The sequence below is a fragment of the Actinoallomurus soli genome (assembly GCF_024055715.1).
GTDB classification, from domain to species: domain Bacteria; phylum Actinomycetota; class Actinomycetes; order Streptosporangiales; family Streptosporangiaceae; genus Actinoallomurus; species Actinoallomurus soli.
This window is the reverse complement of the sequence record NZ_JAMXMV010000021.1, coordinates 36,106-54,570: the sequence shown is the minus strand read 5'-3', so window position 1 is coordinate 54,570 and position 18,465 is coordinate 36,106. Positions and strand designations below refer to the sequence as shown.

The following is an 18,465-nucleotide window of genomic DNA, read 5'->3' as shown; positions in this document are numbered from 1 at the left end:
CTCCACCGAAGGAAGTTTATTAAGGTCTTTACAAAACCTCGCATTAATAATGTGCATGCTGGACTCTGCGGTCCAGGGGGCCAGTGGATCTTTCGGAGGGGAACAATGGGAGACGAGCGTGCGGTCGGCACTCCCGTTCTGCGCCGCCTCAACACCGCTTCCGTGCTGCGTGCGGTGCGCGACTGCGCACCCGACCCCGTACGGCTGGCCGAACTGGTCAAGCTGACCGGCCTCACCCGTCCTACCGTGGGGCAGGCGGTGGAGGACCTGGTCGAGGCGGGCTGGGTCCAGCACCACCACCCGGCCGCCGCCTCCCGGAAGGGCGGCCGTCCGGCCGTCCGCGTCTCCCTCCGGGGCCGCGCCGCGCCCGTGCTGGGCCTCGACGTCGGCCCGCACACGGTCAGCGCGGGGATCGACGACCTGGCCGGCCGCCGCCTGGCCGCGGTGCGCCGATCGGTCGACCACAACAGGGCCAGCCGCGTCCTGACCGTGGTCGACGCGGTCATCGCGCGCGCCCTCGAGGAGGCCGGCCTCGGTGCGGACGAGATCGCCGCGGTGGTCGTCGCCACCCCAGGGATCGTCGACTCCGGCTCAGGCCGGATCCTCCTGGCGCCCAGCGTGTCGGGATGGACCTCGGTGAACCTCTCCGATCATCTCCGCGACCGGTTCCGCTGCCCGGTGCGGGTGGAGAACGACGCCAACCTCGCCGCCCTGGCCGTCGCGGGGGAACGGACCGGGCCCGGCACCCTGCTGGCCGTCCAGTGGGGAGAGCGGCTCGGCGCCGGCGTCGTGATCGACGGACGTCTCCACCGGGGTACCGGAGCGGCGGGTGAGATCGGCTTCATCCGGCCACCCGGTCGTGTCCCCGACACCGACGACGGCAGGGGCCCCCTCGAACGCGCCATCGGTGCCGAGGCCATCACCGAACAGGCCCGCCGGGCCGCCCGCGCGCACCCCGAATCGGTCCTGCGCGACGGCCCGATCGACACCGCCGCCGTCTTCGCCGCGGCCGCCGCCGGGGATGCGGTGGCCGCGCGCGTCGTGGACGACGTCGCCAGGACCTTCGCCCAGGCCATCGCGCCGGCCGTCCTGGTCCTGGCCCCCGACGCGGTCGTGATCGGCGGCGGGGTGGCCCGCGCCGGAACCGTCCTGCTCGCGGCCATCACCCGGCACCTGGCCGATCTGACCCTCACCCCACCCGACGTGGGGATCTCCGGTCTGGCCGAGGACACGATCCTGACCGGTGCCCTGCGCATGGCCCTGGACGATGTCTGGCACCAGCTCCCCGCCTGACGACCGCTGAACCGAGCCCGGGGTACGACGCGGGGGAGCTGTGGTCAGGCGAACCGGCCCGAGACCGCCGGACGGCTTGAGTGCTCCCGGGCTCTCTTAAGGCACGACACCGGCCAAAGGCCGAGCCCTAACGTCAGGATCCTGGAGTTCGGGAGGATCACTGGCGAGTCCAGTCCCGGGGTTGCAAGAAGGCGGCCAGTTCGCTCTCGGGGGAGTCGGGCTCGGGATGGGTGTCGAAGTCCCAGCGGGCCAGGGGCGGTAGCGACATTAAAACGGCCTCGATGTTCCCGCGTGTCTGCAGGCCGAACCGCGTTCCTCTGTCGTAGACGAGATTGAACTCGGCATACCGCCCCCGCCGCTGCAACTGCCAGGCGCGTTGCCGCTCCCCGTACGGCATTCGGCAGCGCCGGTCGAGTATCGGCAGGTAGGCCGGCAGGATGGTGGCGAGGCCGTCCTCGACGAGGGCGAGGCACCGGTCGAACCCGGCCGGGCCCTGATCGGTCAGGTGGTCGAAGAACACTCCGCCGATGCCGCGCATCTCTCCGCGGTGGGGGATGGTGAAGTAGTCGTCGCAGGCGGCCTTCCACTCGGCGTACCGGCCGGGCGGGTGGTGCTCGCACCACGCCTTGAGCGTCCTGTGGAAATGGACGGCGTCGGCCTCGAAGCCGTATGCCGGCGTCAGGTCGCAGCCGCCGCCGAACCACCATTCCTCCGGGCCGCCGCCGGTCACGCTGAAGAATCGGAAGTTCGCGTGGAATGACGGCGCGTAGGGGTTGAGCGGATGCACCACCATCGAAATCCCGGTGGCGGTGAACGGCCGGCCGTCGGTGCCCGGGACCGTTTCGGCGATCGTGGGTGGCACCCGGTCGCCGTGGACGAGAGAGACGTTCACCCCGGCGCGTTCGAAGATGCGCCCCTGCTCCAGCACGCATGCGCGGCCGCCACCGAGCCGGGACCGGTTCCACTCCCAGACGCGGAACCGTCCGTCCTGGTCATAACGTTCGAACTCGGCGACCAGCCTGGATTGTTCGGTGCGCAGCATCTCGGCGATGCCCGTGGCGTGGCTCATCGGACCTCCTGGGGACTCGCAGGCGACATTTCTCAGACGCGCCACGGCACCCGCCGGTGTCGCGGCGGTGCGTCGTCCGTGAGAACTCGCCCGGTCGCCGACGCCGAGGCGCTTACCGGGCTGGTGTCGGCAGTGCGCGGAGCCGCGGCGGGTTAGTGCTGTGACCGCGCAGCACGAGTTCGGTGCGTTACCTGCGGGCGATGATGCTGCTTGCTTCGGCGGGCGGAAACCGGGTGCCGATGATCGCCCAGCCGGTCCGCCTGACCGACCGCGCACCGCAGCCCCGGAGTGCCGAAAGGAAGTTCACGAGAAGGACGGCGACAGAGGGACGACTCAGGAGGCGGACGGCTCGATCTCCCCCGCAAAGACGATGACCTGGTCGATGAGGCTCCGCCGCAGATGGACGACGTCCGTTCCCGCCAGGCGGATGCCTCCATCCGGCGTGGTGAAGACCCACTGGTACCGGGCCCACTCATCAGGCATGTCCACCGCTGAGCAGCGCATCATCGTGCCGGTCCCCGCCGGGTGGCGCCGGATGTCCAGCACGAACCGCTCGACCGCCGCGATTCCTTCGCTGCGACCCAACGGCCCCCAGAAGATCACGTCTGAGGTCAGGGCCTGGGAGAGCAGGGCAGTCACATGGCTGTCGTCCGAGGCGTTGAACGCGGAGATGAACGTGTCGATCGCGGAGCGTGCCGCCTCTTCCCGCATGCCCCAGTAATACCAGCCGTCGCGCGTACGCGCGTCCCGCGAGCCGCCTTCCGATCACGGTGGACCATCCCGGTCACAGCACTAGGTGTACTGACCAGGAGGGTTGAGTACGGGCCACGCGAGGTGATGATCCTGGTGGCCGGTGGATGCGTTACGGGCGTCCGGCGGAGGCCTCGGTGGCTCCGAATACCTCTCCGCTCAGCAGGTTCGTCATCACGATGCCTTGGCCCCGCATGCGATCCTCGATCAATTCCCCGGCGTAGTCCGCAGCGCCTGCGTCGTTGAGGATGGGCATGTCGGTCGGGTGCGGTTCCACGGCCGTCCATGGCACCTGCCGAACGCCGGCCACATGATGCCCCTGGAAGTCCTCCGGCACCTGGAGGATGTGCTTGCTGCGGTAGGCCCACATCACGAAGTGGTGGCTCGGCCCGAGAATCTCGTACGCTCCGGTCAGCAGCAGATCCGCGACATGGCAGCCGGATTCCTCAACGGCCTCACGCCGTGCCGCCTCGACGATGGGCTCACCGAACTCCACCTTGCCGCCTGGCAGCAACCAAAAGCCCGCGTACGGGCCGCGTTCTTGCCGAACGAAGGTCACCGTCTCCCGCGGCCCCGGAATCACGACCAGCGCCGCAGTCACCACCTGTTCCGGCATTCCGATCCTGTTCCGTCTTCGCTACGGCCGCTGCCGGTGAAGACATACAGACAGTGGGGGAACTATACAGACCGTGAGCGGCTGAAGGCGCAGTGACCGACGAGGTCGCGTGCAGGCGCTGGTCACCGCCTACCAACGGCCTGGTCACCTGAGACCTCCGCCGAGGTTCGCGGCGGAATGCCCTCCTTTTGCGTTAGCCTGCGGTCACGACCAGGTCAAGAGGCAGGCCACGTTGTCGCACGTCCCGCTGCGGCGCTCATTCCGGTACGTCCATGAGCCGTTGCGCGCCGGCGAGGCCGCAGTGCCTCAGCTCGGTGACGCGGCGCTGATCGGAGAGTCGCGCAGCAGGATCCGGCACTCGCGAGGCACCGCACAGATCGAGCCGGCGTCGTCGCTCGTGCAGTCCGAGCGGGTTCTGAATCAGACCGCGTCGCGGGCTTTGCCGCTGATGCACGGCAGCGCCGCATGCAAGGCCGTACGGTGTCAGACACGGTCACACCCTCTCCCCGGCGTCCCGGGCGCGGATTCAGGGTGCGGTCTGGTCTCGGCTCCAGATTTGAACGGCTCGCGGGAGGTCCTGGATGCCGCCGCCTTCGGGGATCATGCCCCAGAGGAAGGGGATCAGGTACTGAGGTGATTCGCCCAGGAGCGCGGGGAGGTCGTGCTCAGGAACGGTGAGGGTGAATCCCGGGCCCGCCTGTCGCGAGTCCCATCCTTGTTCGATGGCCCGTCGGATGCAGCCACTGACGAGAATGGGGCGGATTGCGATCGTTCGCTCTCCCTGCCAGTTGTCTGGTCGGGCGCAGGGGAGTGTCACCGAAAGAACGCTTACCGGTTCCTCGGCGCGCTCAACGGCGAAGGTGAGCGGGACCCGGCTGTCGCCCTGCCTGTAGGTCGGCTTGTGCCCGACTCGCCAGCGGTAGGTGGTGCCGTCGACGGTGATGAGCCGTGAGCCCTTCTTCGGCATTGCCATGGCCGCCTCCGTGCGTGCTCTTGTTCCGGCGCTGTTCCGTGTGAGCACCGGAATCAGCGATGCGTGATGCGAGACGACCGAACATAACCGCTTCATGTCGCTGGCGTGGGCCTGGTCGGATCAAGCGGCCTGTGGCGATCGCCGCGCGGAACCAGGCCCCGCTGCGGTCGTTCGCGGAGCGGACGAAGATTCGGTGGCCGTCGGCGACGATCCAGACGCTCGAGGACCCGTACGCGCCTCGGCTGCCCACCTTCTTCTAGGACGGGTGTCACTGACGCTTCCTTCTAGGACGGGTGTCACTGACGCTTCGCTACGGCGAGCACGCGTGTGAATCTCGCGTTCGATGCCATCCGCAGGAGGTGGGAGGTTTGCCTAAAGCCTTTAGGTAGTTGCATAATCGATGTCGGCAGATGGCAGAAGGATTTCGGTAGCTCGGAGTAGGATCATGGTTCGAGTGGGGCTGACCCCGGATCGCCTGACCCGGGCAGGGGCGGAACTGGCCGACGAGGTCGGCTTCGACCACGTGACCGTGTCGGCCCTCGCCCGGCGCTTCGGCGTCAAGGTCGCGAGTCTGTACTCGCACGTCAAGAACTCCCAGGACCTCAAGACCAGGATCGCCCTGTTCGCCTTGGAGGAACTCGCCGACCGGGCCGCCGACGCCGTGGCCGGGCGCGCCGGCAGGGACGCCCTGATCGCCTTCGCGGACACCTACCGCGACTACGCCCGCGAGCACCCGGGCCGCTACGACGCCGCCCGGCTCAGACTCGACCCCGAGACGGCGGCCGCCAGCGCCGGCGTCAGGCACGCGCAGATGACGCGGGCGATCCTGCGCGGTTACGACCTGACGGAGCCGGACCAGACGCACGCGGTCCGGATGCTGGGCAGCGTCTTCCACGGCTACGTCAGCCTGGAGATGGCCGGAGGCTTCAGCCACACCGCCGTCGACCCGCAGGAATCCTGGTCCTGGATCGTGGATTCCCTCGACGCCCTGCTGCGCGCTCGCGCCGCGCACTGACCATCAGGCCGGGCGCGCCGCGCGTCCGGCCCATCCCGATCAACAGGGTGAGGCAATGAACACCGAACAGAATCTGATCACCACACCCGTCACCGCCGCCATGCTGCGGGGCGCCCTCGACGTGGAGCGCACGGCGCACGGGCTGTTGCCGCACCGGCTGCCCGCTCGTGCTCGTCGGCAGATCCCGGACGACCAACTGGCCGTGGCCGAGGCCCAGCCGTCCGGCGTGCGGCTGGTCTTTCGCACCAGGGCCACCACGATCGAACTGGAGACGCTGCCCACCAAGCGGGTCTACCGAGGTTTCCCGGCCCCGGCGGACGGCGCGTACGACCTGCTGGTCGACGGCCGTCTCGCCGCCCAGGCCACGGTGCCCGGCGGCAACCTCCGCACGATCGTCGACATGGTGACCCAGGCCGCCGAGCTTCGGGAAGGTCGTCCCGGCACCGCCCGGTTCACTGATCTGCCCCCGCGCGACAAGGCGATCGAGATCTGGCTTCCGCATGCGGAGATCACCGAGGTGATCGCCCTGCGCACCGACGCCCCGGTCGAGCCGGCGACGGACGACGGACGACGGGTGTGGCTGCACCACGGCAGTTCCATCAGCCACGGCTCGAACGCCGACCACCCGACCGCCACCTGGCCGGCCCTGGCCGCCGCCCAGGGCGGCGTGGACCTGGTCAACCTGGGCTTCAGCGGCAGTGCGCTGCTCGACCCGTTCACCGCCCGCGCGATGCGGGACACCCCCGCCGACCTGATCAGCATCAAGATCGGCATCAATATCGTCAACGCCGACGCGATGCGCCTGCGCGCCTTCACCCCTGCGGTACACGGCTTCCTCGACACCATCCGCGAGGGGCATCCGACCACGCCCCTGCTGGTCGTGTCCCCCATCCTGTGCCCGGTCCAGGAGGACACCCCCGGCCCACTCATGCCCGACCTCAGTGAGGGGACCTTGCGGTTCAAGGCCATGGGCGACCCGGCGGAACGCGCCGTCGGGCGCCTGACGCTCAACGTCATCCGCGACGAACTCGCCCGGATCGTCCAAGAGCGGGCGTCCGACGACTCGAACCTGCACTACCTGGACGGCCGCGACCTTTACGGCGAGAAGGACTACGCCGAACTGCCGTTGCCCGACGAGATCCATCCCGACCCGGCGGGACACCGGCGTATCGCCGAGAACTTCGCGCGGCTCGTCTTCGGCGCCGAGGGCCTGTCGTTCACTTGACCGGCCCGGCCCTGGCACGCGCGGAACCGACGTCCGAACGGACAGGCGCGTCGCCGGGCCGGTTCGGTGCCCGTCGCGCGCGCCCTTGGTCGGAGACCACCATTCGGCGCCGGCAAGTCGTCGAGGACGACGAACTCTTCGTACGGCATCGTGCTTAGCATCACAACGCATGGGCAACCTTGACGACATCCACGCTCGGCTCGATGAGCAGCTTCCACGGTTGCTCGAGGAACACGATGTTCCGGGCGTGGGGTGGGCCGTTGTGCAGGACGACCGGGTGGTCGACGGAGCAGCCGGCCTGCTCAGCAGGACGACCGGGGTGGAGGCGACCGCGGACTCGGTGTTTCAGATCGGGTCGGTCACCAAGCTCTGGACCGCCACGCTGGTCATGCAGCTGGTCGACGAGGGCGCGGTCGACCTCGACCGACCGGTGCGCACCTATCTGACGGAGTTCCGCGTCGCCGACGAGGAGGCGGCCGAGCGGATCACCGTCCGGCAGTTGCTCGACCACACGGCCGGGTTCGAGGGGGACATCTTCACCGACACCGGGGTGGGCGACGACTGTCTCGAGAAGTACGTCGCGACCCTGCACGAGGTGCCGCAGCTGTTCCCGCCCGGCGAGCGCTTCTCGTACAACAACGCCGGCTACTGCGTGCTCGGCCGGCTCGTCGAGGTGCTGCGCGGGCAGCCGTACGACGCGTGCCTGCGCGAACACCTCATCGCGCCACTGGGGCTCACCCACACCGCCACCGGCCCCTATGAGGCGATCATGTTCCGCGCCGCGGTGGGGCACATCGAGACGGAACCGGGTGCCGGTTACGTGCCGGCGCCGATCTGGGCCATGGCGCGGTCGAACGCCCCGGCCGGCTCGATGCTCGCGATGCGGCCGCGGGACCTGGTCGCCTTCGCGCGGATGCACCTCGAGGACGGCCGGGCGGCCGACGGCACCCGGGTGCTGGCTGCGGGAACCGCCGCCCGGATGCACGATCGGGAGGTCGACCTGCCCGAGCTCGGTCTCATGGGGACGTCGTGGGGCCTCGGTTTCGAACGGTTCGACACGCCGGACGGCACCATCATCGGGCACGACGGCAACACCATCGGGCAGGCGGCGTTCCTGCGGATGGTCCCCGAGGCAGGACTGGCCGTCGCGCTGCTGACCAACGGCGGCGACGCCGTCTCGCTCTACCGCGACGTCGTGGGCCAGGTGCTGGGCGAGCTCACCGAGGTCGGTCTGCCGCCCCTCCCCGTCCCGCCCGCGGAGCCCCGGCGGATCGACGCCGAGCGGTACGTCGGCACCTACTCGGCCTCGGTCTTCGACCTCACCGTCAGCCAGGACGACGATCAGCGGATCTGGATCGAACAGACTCCCAAGGGCGTCTTCGAGGAGCTGGGCGGGCGGGCCGAGCGTACCGAACTCGTCCACTACCGCGACGACATGCTGATTCCGGTCCGCGCCGATCGCGGCATGTACATGCCGCACGCGTTCCTGGGCGACGACGGCACCGGCCACGCGCTGTACCTGCACCTCGGCCGCGCGGTGCGCCGCGCCGGCGCCTGACGCCGAACCCCGCCACGAGAACGTACGGAAACGGAACAGCCATGAAGCTGACCAGTCTGGGCATTCACGGCCTCTGCCTCGCCCTGGCCGCGGCCGCGCTCACCGCCTGCGGGGGCGCCGCGAACGGCGGCGGCAAAGCCGGGGTCGTCGACGGCGGCACCTTCACTTACGGGCTCTCTTCGGACCCGGGCAACCTCGACCCGCAGATGGGTGCGGGCACCTCTCTGTTCACGGTCTCCCGGTTCGCCTACGACTCGCTGGTCAGCGTCGACGGCACGACCGGCGCGATCCGGTCGGCGCTGGCCAAGAGCTGGCAGAGCAACGGCAGATCGGTCACGCTGACGCTGGCCGACGGCATCACCTGTTCCGACGGCACTCGCCTCACCGCCTCCGACGTGGCGAAGAACCTCGACTTCGTCGCCGATCCGAAGAACAAGAGCCCCTTCCTGGGGACCTTCCTCCCGGCCGGCGTCACGGCGAAGGGCGACGACGCCACCCGCGTCGTGACGCTCACACTGGCCCGGCCGGCCCCGTTCGTCCTCAACGGACTGGCCGAGTTGCCGATCGTCTGCCCCGGCGGCATGGCCGACCGGTCCTCGCTGCGGACGGCGACGGCCGGCACCGGGCCCTACAAGCTGACCCAGGCCGCGCCGGGTGACCACTACACGTACGCGATCCGCGACGGCTACACCTGGGGTCCGAACGGTGCGACGACCGCGACCAGGGGACTGCCGAAGACCGTCGTGATCAAGGTGGTCGAGAACCCGACGACCGCGGCGAACCTCCTGCTTTCGGGCGGCCTGAACGGCGCTCAGATCGTCGGGCCCGATGCGGAGCGGCTGGAGAAGGCCGGCCTGTACGCGGCCAGGACCCCGAACATCGTCGGCGAGCAGTGGTACAACCAGCGCGCCGGCCGGGCCACCGGCGACCCCAGGGTCCGGAAGGCGCTGACTCAGGCGCTCGACCTCGGCCAGTTGCAGAAGGTGCTCACGTCGGGCCGCGGCACCGCGGCGACGACGCTGGCAGTGAACGAGCCGGTCGCCTGTCACGGTGACTCCGTCTCCCACGCTCTGCCGGCCCGTGACCCGCAGGCGGCGGGCGCTCTGCTCGACCAGGCGGGCTGGGCCAGGGGAAGCGACGGCAGGCGCACCAAGAACGGCAGACCGCTGCAGCTGACCCTCGTCTACGAGAACAGGAACGGCACCAGCGGCGACGCGGCGGCCGAGCTGGCGGTGCGGCAGTGGAAGGCGATCGGCGTGGAGGCCACCGCGCACAGCCAGAACGAGACGACCCTGACGAACACGATCTTCGGCACCGGCAACTGGGACGTCGCCTGGGCCCCGGTCAACGTCAACGCCCCGGACCAGCTCATGCCCTTCCTCTCCGGACCGGCGGCGCCGCAGGGCAACAACTTCGCCGCGATCTCCGACCCGGACTACGACGCGGCGGCGAAGTCGGCGATGGCGATCCAGGGCACGGCCGGGTGCCACGACTGGCTCGCCGCGGAGTCCGGCTTGATCGCCAAGGCGGACGTCGTGCCGTTCGCCGGCGATGTCGTGCGCACGTTCGGCAAGTCCGCGGAATTCCAGACGCCAGGCGAGCTCGTTCCCACCAGCATCCGCATGCTGGCGAAGTAGGGAAGGGGGAGAGCGGACATGCCGGCGACTCTGACCGTCCCGAGCCCGCCCGTGGACCCCGCGCGACCACGACTCTGGGCTCTTCCGTCGGTACGGTTCGGCGTCCGGCGCCTGAGGCGGCTGCTGGTCTCGCTGTGGGTCCTGGTGACGGCGTCCTTCGCGATGATCCACCTCATCCCGGGGGACCCGGTCCGGGGAGCGCTGGGTCCGACCGCTCCGGCGGACCTGGTCGCGGCCCGCCGGCACGCCCTGGGCCTGGACGGCCCGATCCTCGTCCAGTACCTCCACTATCTGAAGGGGCTGGTGACCGGAGACCTCGGCACGTCGCTCGCCTCGCAGCTTCCGGTCTCCGACGTGGTCGCCCAGCGGCTGCCGGCCACGCTCATCCTGGCCGGGCTCGCCTTCCTGACGGCCGTGGTCCTGGCGATCCCGCTGGGCGTCGTCACGGGCGTGCTGACCCGGCGTGGCCGCGGACGACGCACCGAGCTCGCCTTCACCACGACCAGCATCATCGTGGCGACCATCCCGGACTTCCTGATCGGTGTCGCGCTGGTGTACGTCTTCGCGATCCAGCTCGGGTGGCTGCCCGTCGCCGGTGACGCCACCGCGTCGGCGTACGTGCTGCCGGTGTTCTCACTGGCGATCGGGCCGGCGGCGATCCTCGCCCGCATCGTCCGCGTCGAGATGGTCGGAGTGCTCGAGGCCGACTTCATCCGGACCGCCCGGGCCAAGCGCCTGCCCGCCCGGGCGATCTACGTCGGCCACGCGCTGCCCAACGCCGTCACCGCCGCGCTGACGGTGGGCGGGCTCCTGCTGGGCGCGCTGGTCGCCGGCACCGTCCTCGTCGAGAACGTCTTCGCCTGGCCGGGCCTCGGCAGCACGATCGTGCGTTCCATCATCACCAAGGACTATCCGGTGGTGCAGGCGATCGTCCTCGTGTACGGCGTCGGCGTGCTGATCGTCAACCTCGTCGTCGACGTCGCCATCGCCCTGCTCGACCCCCGCTCGAAGATCCGGGAGGACTGACGGATGCAAGGACGCTGGAGGCGGGTCGTCCGCACGCCACTGGGCCTCACGGCGACCGTGCTCGTGGTGGCGGTCGTCGCCCTGGCCGTCCTGGGACCGGTTCTGTGGGGATCCGGCGCCGGCGCCGTCGACACCGACGCCATCCTGGCCCGGCCCTCCGCTCGGCACTGGGCGGGAACGGACAACCTGGGCCGGGACATCCTCCTGCGGGTCCTCGTCGCGTCCCGGCTGTCGATCCTGCTCGCCCTGCTCGCCACCGTGATCGCCGTGGTCGCCGGGTCGCTGCTGGGGTCGGCGCCGTTCGTGCTCGGCCGCCGGACCGGCCGGTGGGTGTCGGCCGGAGTGAACATCGCCGTCGCGTTCCCGGGGTTGCTGCTGGCGCTGTTCTTCGCGGTCGTGTTCGGTGTCGGCGCGACCGGCGCGGTCCTGGCCATCGGCCTCGCGGGCGCCCCGGCGTTCGCGCGCCTCACTCAGACGCTCGTCGCCGGGGTCGCGGCGCGGGACTACGTCGCGGCGGCCCGGGCGGTTGGGATCGGCCGGTTCCGGATCCTCCTCCGCCACGTGCTGCCCAACATCGCCGAGCCCTTGGTCGTCAACGCCACCATCGGCGCCGGCACCGCACTCCTGTCCTTCGCCGGGCTGTCGTTCCTCGGCCTCGGCGTCCAGTCGCCTTCCTATGACTGGGGCCGTCTGCTCTACGACGGCATCGGCATGATCTACGTGAACGCGCCCGCGGCGCTCGCCCCGGGCGCGGCGGTGCTGCTGGCCGGGCTGGCGTTCAACCTCTTCGGCGAGTCGGTCGCCAAGGGGCTCGGCGTCCCCGTCGGCGGCGGCCTGCGCGGGGTGGGGTCCGCCCGCGCCGGGGCGGCGAGCGGGCCGGAGCGTACGGATCAGGGCGAGGAGGCCGGGGACCGGTCGCCGGAGGTGGTGCTCGACGTCCGCGACCTCGAGGTCACCGTCTCCGGGCCGTCGGGTCCCGTACGGCCGGTCCGCGGGGTGTCCTTCGACGTACGCCGCGGCGAGGCGATCGGCATCGTCGGGGAGTCGGGCTCCGGCAAGTCCATGACCGCGCTCGCGGTCACCCGGCTGCTCGCCGACCACGGCCGTGTCGACGCCTCCCGGCTCGAATTCCTCGGGGACGATCTGCTGGCGCCGGACACCGCGGTCAGGCGCCGGACACTGGGCACCACGCTGGCCATGGTCTTCCAGGACCCGATGACCGCTTTCAACCCCACCCGCCGGATCGGTGCCCAGCTGGCGGAAGTGGCCACGCGCCACCAGGGCAGGAGCCGCAAGGAGGCGATGGCCCGCGCCGTCGACCGGTTGACGGCGGTCCGGATTCCGGACGCGGACCGGCGTGCCCGGCAGTACCCCCACGAGTTCTCCGGCGGGATGCGCCAGCGGGCGATGATCGGGATGGGGCTGATGGGCGCCCCGGCGCTGATCGTCGCGGACGAGCCGACCACCGCTCTCGACGTCACGGTGCAGCAACAGGTGCTGGACCTGCTCGCCGCGATCCGCGAAGCGGACGATGTCGCGCTGATCCTGATCAGCCACGACGTCACGGTGGTCGGTGAGGTCTGCGACCGGATCCTGGTGATGTACGCCGGCCGGATCGTCGAGGACCTGCCGGCCGCCGAGCTGGCCACCGCCGCCCGGCACCCCTACACCCGGGCGCTGGTCGACGCGGTGCCCGACATGAACACGGACCCGACGGAGCCGCTCGCGACGATCCCGGGCCGCCCGGTCGACCCGGCCGACGTGCCGCCCGGCTGTGCCTACGCCGACCGGTGCCCGCTCGCCGACGCCCGCTGCGAGGCCGAGGACCCGCTGCTGGCGGCCGACCCGGCCGCCCCGGCCGACTCGCCACGCCACCGGGTGGCGTGCTGGCAAGCGGGGGAGCCGTTGCCGGTCCGACCGGACGACAGGAGCATCGATGACCTGGTGGAGTCGCCGTGAGTGAGCTGCGCTTCGAGGATGTCACGGTCCGCTACGGCCGGACGACCGCCGTCGACGGGGTCAGCCTGACGGTCCCCGAGGGCGCGGTGGTCGGGCTCGTCGGTGAGTCCGGCTCCGGCAAGTCCACGCTGGCCCGGGCCGCCGTCGGCCTGGCTCCGCTCGCCGGCGGCCGGATCACCCTCGGCGGCGCGCCGGTCCCGGCACGAGGCCGGCCGCGTCCGCTGCAGATGGTCTTTCAGGACCCCTATTCATCGCTCGACCCCCGGATGACGGTCGCACAGAGTGTGGCCGAGGCGATGCCGCCGGGCGGCTCACGCGCCGACCGGCGAGCCGAGGTCGAGCGGCTGCTCGAACTGGTGCACCTGAACCCGGTCTGTGCCGGTGCCGTCCCGTCCCGGCTGTCCGGCGGTCAGCGGCAGCGGGTCGCACTGGCGCGGGCGCTCGCGGCGCGCCCGCGCGTGATCATCGCCGACGAGATCACCTCCGCCCTGGACGTCTCGGTCCAGGGGGCCGTGCTCAACCTCGTCCGTGAGCTCCAGCGCGAGCTGGGCCTGGCGATGCTGTTCATCTCCCACGACCTCGCGGTCGTCCGCTATGTCGCCTCGCACGTCGCGGTCATGCGGCACGGCCGGCTCGTCGAGCAGGGACCGACGACACGGGTGCTCACCGAGCCCGGTCACGACTTCACCCGCGAACTGCTCGCCGCCGTACCCGGGCGAACGACACGAAGGAGCAGGCCATGAACGAGCGGAGCGAGTGCATCAATGAACACAGCGCCCCTGGTCACTCCTCCGACGAAGGAGGACTCATGAGCCGACGACCGCGCATCGAGGACCTCACCGACCTGGCGGTGCCGTCACAACCGGTGCTCTCGGCGGACGGAAGCCGGATCGCCTACGTGCTCCGGACCCTGGACGGGGCGGGCGACCGTACCGTCGATCAGTTGTGGCTGGTCGGCGTCGACGGCGACTCGCCCCGTCGCCTCACCTCCGGGCCGGACGACACCGCGCCGGCCTGGTCGCCGGACGGCCGCCGGCTCGCCTTCCTCCGCGACGGGCAGGTCGCCGTGCTCGATGCCGCAGGAGGGGAGCCCGAGCAGGTGACCGACCTGCCGCTCGGGGCCGGGGCGCCGCGCTGGAGCCCGGACGGCCGCCGGCTCGCCTTCACCGCACCGGTCGACCCGACCGGCGGCGCGCGGGGGCCGATGGTCTCCGACGGCCTCGACTACCAGGCCGACGGGCAGGGGTTCCGCGGCCCGGTGCGCCGGCAGTTGCACGTTCTGGACCTGGACGGCCGCAAGGTCCGGCAGCTCACCGACGGACCGGAGAGCGCCGGCACCCCGGCCTGGTCACCGGACGGCATCGCTCTCGCCTTCACCCGCGGGGCCGGTGCCGACGGCGACCTGCGCCACCGCACCCCCGTGCACCTGCTGGAGGTGGACACGCCGTACGCACGGGCACGAATCCTCGCCTTCGCCGACGGGGTGGCCAGCACCGTCGGCTGGGTCGCCGACGGCTCCGCGCTGCTCGTGACCGGCTGGTCCGGCGACCCGGTCGGACACGCCCACCTGTACCGCGTCGATGCCGCCGGCGGCGAGGTCACCGACCTGTCGGACGCCCTCGACCGCAACGTGATGCCCGGCGGTCCCGCCTATCCCGGCGGCCTGCCGCATGAGGACGACGGCCGGATCCTCTTCTGCCTGCGTGACCACGGCTGCACCCACCTGTGGTCGGTCACGACCGGCGGGGACGACGCGCGCCCGGTCATCACCGGGCCCGGCCGGGTCGTCTCGGGGCTGTCGGCCGGCGGCGGCCGCGCCGCGGTGGCCCTCACCACCCCCACGTCATTCGGCGAGATCGCGGTCGTGGAGCCGGCGACCGGGGCCGAGACCGTGCTGACCGACCATGGCGCCGCACTCGCCGGCGTGGACCTGTACCCCCGCGAGGAGCGGTGGTTCACCGTCTCCGACGGCACCGAGGTGCAGGCATGGCTCATGCACGACCCCGCGCGCACCGGCCCGCGGCCGGTCCTCCTCGACGTGCACGGCGGCCCGCACAACGCGTGGAACGCGGCGGCCGACGAGATCCACCTCTACCACCAGGAACTGGTCGCCCGCGGCTGGGCGGTGCTGCTGGTCAACCCGCGCGGCAGCGACGGATACGGCGAGGCGTTCTACGACGGTGTCCGCGGTGGCTGGGGCATCGCCGACGCGGCCGACTTCCTCGAGCCGCTCGACCGGCTCGTGGCCGAGGGATTCGCGGACCCGGACCGGCTCGCGGTGGCGGGATACAGCTACGGCGGGTTCATGACCTGCTGGCTGACCGGTCACGACGACCGGTTCGCGGTGGCCGTCGCCGGCGGCACGGTCAGCGACCTGGTGAGCCTGGCCGGCTCCAGCGACGAAGGCCACCTTCTCAGCGTCCATGAACTCGACGGCACCCCGTGGCAGAAGCCGGCGGAGTACGCCGCCATGTCACCGCTCACCCGCGTGGCCGACGTCCGTACGCCGACGCTGCTGTTCCACGGCGCCGCCGACCTGACCTGCCCGCTCGGGCAGGCTCAGCAGTGGCACACCGCGCTGCGGGAGCGAGGCGTCCCGACCCGGCTGGTGGTCTACCCGGACGCGTCCCACCTGTTCATCCTGCTCGGCCCGCCCTCGCAGCGGCTCGACTTCAACCACCGGGTGCTGGACTGGCTCGAACAGCACACCGGCCGGGCAGGCCGGGCCCGCGTCGACGGCGCGCACTGGCGGCGGCGGCTGGCCCGGCTCGCCGAGCGGCACAACGTCCCCGGCGCGCAGCTCGGCATCCTCCGCATCGGAACGAACGGACTCGACGACGAGCTGGTCGAGGCCGCCCACGGCGTCCTGCACGTCCGCACCGGCGCACCCGTCGCCACCGACTCGCTGTTCCAGATCGGCTCGATCACCAAGGTCTGGACCGCGACCGTGGCCATGACCCTGATCGACGAGGGATCGCTCGCGCTGGACACCCCGGTCGCCGACGTCCTGCCGGAGCTGCGGCTCGCCGACCCCGACGTCACGAAGTCGGTCACGGTGCGGCACCTGCTCACCCACACCAGCGGCATCGACGGCGACGTGTTCACCGACACCGGCCGCGGCGACGACTGCCTGGAGAAGTACGTCGACCTCCTCGGCGACGCCGGGCAGAACCACCCGCTGGGCGCCACCTTCTCCTACTGCAACGCGGGGTACGCGCTCCTGGGCCGGGTGATCGAGAAGGTCACCGGGCAGACGTGGGACCGAGCGCTGCGCGACCGGCTGTGCGCCCCGCTCGGACTGACGCACACGGTGACCCTGCCCGAGGAGGCACTGCTCTTCTCCGCCGCGGTCGGCCACGACGAGTATGAGGGCGAGCCCGTCCCGGCACCCGCCTGGACGCTGCCCCGCTCGATCGGCCCGGCCGGGCTGATCACCTCCACCGCCGCCGAGGTCCTGGCCTTCGCGCGGCTGCATCTGACCGGCGGTCTCGCGGCCGACGGCACGCGGATCCTCAGCGCGGACGGCGCCGCAGCCATGGCCGCGCACGAGACCGACCTGCCCGACGAACACACCCTCGGCGACTCATGGGGGCTCGGCTGGATCCGGTTCGGCTGGGACGGGCACCGCCTGATCGGCCACGACGGCAACACGCTCGGCCAGGCGGCGTTCCTGCGGGTGCTGCCCGAACAGGGACTCGCCGTCGCCCTGCTCACCAACGGCGGTGACGCCCGCGGCCTCTACCAGGACCTGTACCGGGAGATCTTCGCCGAGGTCGCCGGCGTCACGATGCCCCCGCCGTTCGCGCCGCCGCCCGAACCGGTGACCGCCGACGCGGCACCCCACGTCGGCGTCTACGAGCGGTCCGGGGTGCGCATGGAGGTCGAGAACGGCTCGGAGGGACCACTGCTCCGGACCACCATCACCGGTCCGCTCGCCGAGCTGCTGCCGGACCCGGTCGAAGAGCACGCGCTGGTGCCGGCCGGTCCGGCCCTGTTCGCCGTCAGGCCGCCCGAGGCGCAGACCTGGGCGCCGGTCACCTTCTACGAGCTGCCGACCGGTGAGCGGTACCTGCACTTCGGCGCACGCGCGACCCCGCGGGTGCACCTGTGACGGCCGCCCTTCGCGACCTGCTCGCCGACGTACGCGCCCTCATCGAGTGCGAGTCACCCTCCACCGACCTGGCCGCCGTCGCACGCTCCGCCGAGGTCGTCGCCCGGGTCGGCACCGCACGCCTCGGCGTCGCACCCGAGCGGATCGTGCTCGACGGTCGAACACACCTGCGCTGGCGGCTCGGCACGGGACCGTCCCGCGTGCTGCTCCTCGGCCACCACGACACGGTGTGGCCACTCGGCACGCTGGCCGACCACCCCTGCACCGTCGAGGACGGGATCCTGCGCGGACCCGGCTGCTTCGACATGAAGGCCGGCCTGGTCATGGCGTTCCACGCGGCCGCCGGCCTCGACGGTGTCACCCTGCTCGTGACCGGCGACGAGGAGATCGGCTCGCCCAGCTCCCGCGCGTTGATCGAGCAGGAGGCCAGGGCGGCGACGGCCGCCCTGGTGTTCGAGGCGTCCGCCGACGGCGGTGCCCTCAAGACCGAGCGCAAAGGCGCCGCGCAGTACGAGATACGCGTGGCCGGACGCGCGGCCCACGCCGGACTGGAGCCGGATCGGGGCGTGAACGCCACGCTGGAGCTGGCTCACCAGGTGCTGGCCGTCAGCGCGCTCGCCGACCCGAAGGCCGGTACCACGGTCACGCCGACCGTCGCCCGTGCCGGCACGACCGCCAACACCGTCCCGGCCGAGGGCACGTTCGCCGTCGACGTACGGGCCAGGACCGCGGTGGAACAGGAACGGGTCGACCGGGCGCTCCGCGCGCTGCGGCCCAGGGTGCCCGGCGCCCGCGTCGAGCTCACCGACGGCTCGAGCCGTCCCCCGCTCGAGGCGGCGGCCTCGGCCGCGCTCTACGCGTTGCTGTGCCGGATCGCCCTGGACCGGGGACTGCCCGAGCCCGCTCGGGCCGCGGTCGGCGGCGCGTCCGACGGGAACCTCACCGCCGGCGTCGGCACGCCCACCCTGGACGGCCTCGGCGCGGTCGGCGGCGGCGCGCATGCCGCCGACGAACACGTGTTGGTCGCGGAGATGCCCGCGCGGACGGCGCTGGTGCGCGCACTGATCGAACAGCTGCCTGCGGGCTCGCCGGACCCGTTCACCACGCCCACCGCGGCACGCCCGTGACGACCCTCGACGAGCTGAGGAGCAGGAACGCCATGACCGAGCGAAGCGAGGGAACCGGTATGCGCAGCACCGTGGTGGCGGGGCCGACGAAGGAGGCTCCGTGACC

15 protein-coding genes are annotated in these 18,465 nt (G+C 71.5%); 11 read left to right on the top strand and 4 right to left on the bottom strand.

Translation table 11 applies throughout. The features are described 5' to 3' along the window. The first annotated feature begins 105 nt into the window (after positions 1-105). On the top strand, positions 106-1,293 hold the full coding sequence (locus NDW01_RS34945) for an ROK family transcriptional regulator (RefSeq protein ID WP_252828641.1): 1,188 nt from the start codon (positions 106-108) through the stop codon (positions 1,291-1,293). A 157-nt stretch (positions 1,294-1,450) separates the two neighbouring features. Here the strand turns inward: NDW01_RS34945 and hemF are convergent, their stop codons facing one another. The 4 genes from hemF to NDW01_RS44550 form a co-directional block, all read right to left on the bottom strand. Further along, a complete protein-coding gene (gene hemF, locus NDW01_RS34940; RefSeq protein WP_252828640.1) occupies positions 1,451-2,362 on the bottom strand; it encodes an oxygen-dependent coproporphyrinogen oxidase in 912 nt (303 codons plus the stop codon). 333 nt (positions 2,363-2,695) lie between these two features. Next, the gene (locus NDW01_RS34935; RefSeq protein WP_252828639.1) at positions 2,696-3,073 is read right to left on the bottom strand and encodes a nuclear transport factor 2 family protein; all 378 of its coding nucleotides are present in this window, start codon (positions 3,071-3,073) and stop codon (positions 2,696-2,698) included. Between the two features lie 151 nt (positions 3,074-3,224). Beyond that, entirely contained in the window at positions 3,225-3,728 is a 504-nt protein-coding gene (locus NDW01_RS34930; protein ID WP_252828638.1) for an NUDIX hydrolase, read from the bottom strand. Positions 3,729-4,576: 848 nt separating this feature from the next. Beyond that, the gene (locus tag NDW01_RS44550; protein WP_406567789.1) at positions 4,577-4,891 is read right to left on the bottom strand and encodes a hypothetical protein; all 315 of its coding nucleotides are present in this window, start codon (positions 4,889-4,891) and stop codon (positions 4,577-4,579) included. Between NDW01_RS44550 and NDW01_RS43260 the strand changes: the two genes are divergently transcribed. The 10 genes from NDW01_RS43260 to NDW01_RS34880 all read left to right on the top strand — a co-directional run bounded on the left by NDW01_RS43260 (position 4,833) and on the right by NDW01_RS34880 (position 18,359). Then, positions 4,833-4,961 carry a hypothetical protein gene (locus NDW01_RS43260; protein WP_256513857.1) on the top strand — a complete coding sequence of 43 codons (129 nt, stop codon included), beginning with the start codon at positions 4,833-4,835 and terminating at the stop codon, positions 4,959-4,961. The two genes, NDW01_RS44550 and NDW01_RS43260, sit on opposite strands and share 59 nt — an antisense overlap. Before the next feature lie 185 nt (positions 4,962-5,146). After that, positions 5,147-5,716 carry a TetR/AcrR family transcriptional regulator gene (locus tag NDW01_RS34920; RefSeq protein ID WP_252828636.1) on the top strand — a complete coding sequence of 190 codons (570 nt, stop codon included), beginning with the start codon at positions 5,147-5,149 and terminating at the stop codon, positions 5,714-5,716. 55 nt (positions 5,717-5,771) lie between these two features. Continuing rightward, the gene (locus NDW01_RS34915; RefSeq protein WP_252828635.1) at positions 5,772-6,941 is read left to right on the top strand and encodes a GDSL-type esterase/lipase family protein; all 1,170 of its coding nucleotides are present in this window, start codon (positions 5,772-5,774) and stop codon (positions 6,939-6,941) included. A gap of 169 nt (positions 6,942-7,110) precedes the next feature. After that, positions 7,111-8,499: a serine hydrolase domain-containing protein gene (locus NDW01_RS34910; RefSeq protein WP_252828634.1), complete on the top strand. Its 1,389-nt coding sequence runs from the start codon at positions 7,111-7,113 to the stop codon at positions 8,497-8,499. A 41-nt stretch (positions 8,500-8,540) separates the two neighbouring features. Beyond that, positions 8,541-10,136 carry an ABC transporter substrate-binding protein gene (locus NDW01_RS34905; RefSeq protein ID WP_252828633.1) on the top strand — a complete coding sequence of 532 codons (1,596 nt, stop codon included), beginning with the start codon at positions 8,541-8,543 and terminating at the stop codon, positions 10,134-10,136. A gap of 18 nt (positions 10,137-10,154) precedes the next feature. Beyond that, on the top strand, positions 10,155-11,162 hold the full coding sequence (locus NDW01_RS34900) for an ABC transporter permease (protein ID WP_252828632.1): 1,008 nt from the start codon (positions 10,155-10,157) through the stop codon (positions 11,160-11,162). A 3-nt stretch (positions 11,163-11,165) separates the two neighbouring features. Continuing rightward, the gene (locus tag NDW01_RS34895; protein WP_252828631.1) at positions 11,166-13,121 is read left to right on the top strand and encodes a dipeptide/oligopeptide/nickel ABC transporter permease/ATP-binding protein; all 1,956 of its coding nucleotides are present in this window, start codon (positions 11,166-11,168) and stop codon (positions 13,119-13,121) included. Then, positions 13,118-13,864 (top strand): ABC transporter ATP-binding protein, encoded by a 747-nt coding sequence (locus NDW01_RS34890; RefSeq protein ID WP_252828630.1) that lies wholly within the window; start codon positions 13,118-13,120, stop codon positions 13,862-13,864. The genes NDW01_RS34895 and NDW01_RS34890 overlap by 4 nt, the downstream gene beginning before the upstream one ends. Positions 13,865-13,929: 65 nt before the next feature. Continuing rightward, positions 13,930-17,232: a serine hydrolase gene (locus NDW01_RS34885; protein ID WP_252828629.1), complete on the top strand. Its 3,303-nt coding sequence runs from the start codon at positions 13,930-13,932 to the stop codon at positions 17,230-17,232. Then, on the top strand, positions 17,229-18,359 hold the full coding sequence (locus NDW01_RS34880; protein WP_252828628.1) for a M20/M25/M40 family metallo-hydrolase: 1,131 nt from the start codon (positions 17,229-17,231) through the stop codon (positions 18,357-18,359). Before NDW01_RS34885 ends, NDW01_RS34880 begins: the two co-directional genes overlap by 4 nt. Positions 18,360-18,465 lie beyond the last annotated feature (106 nt).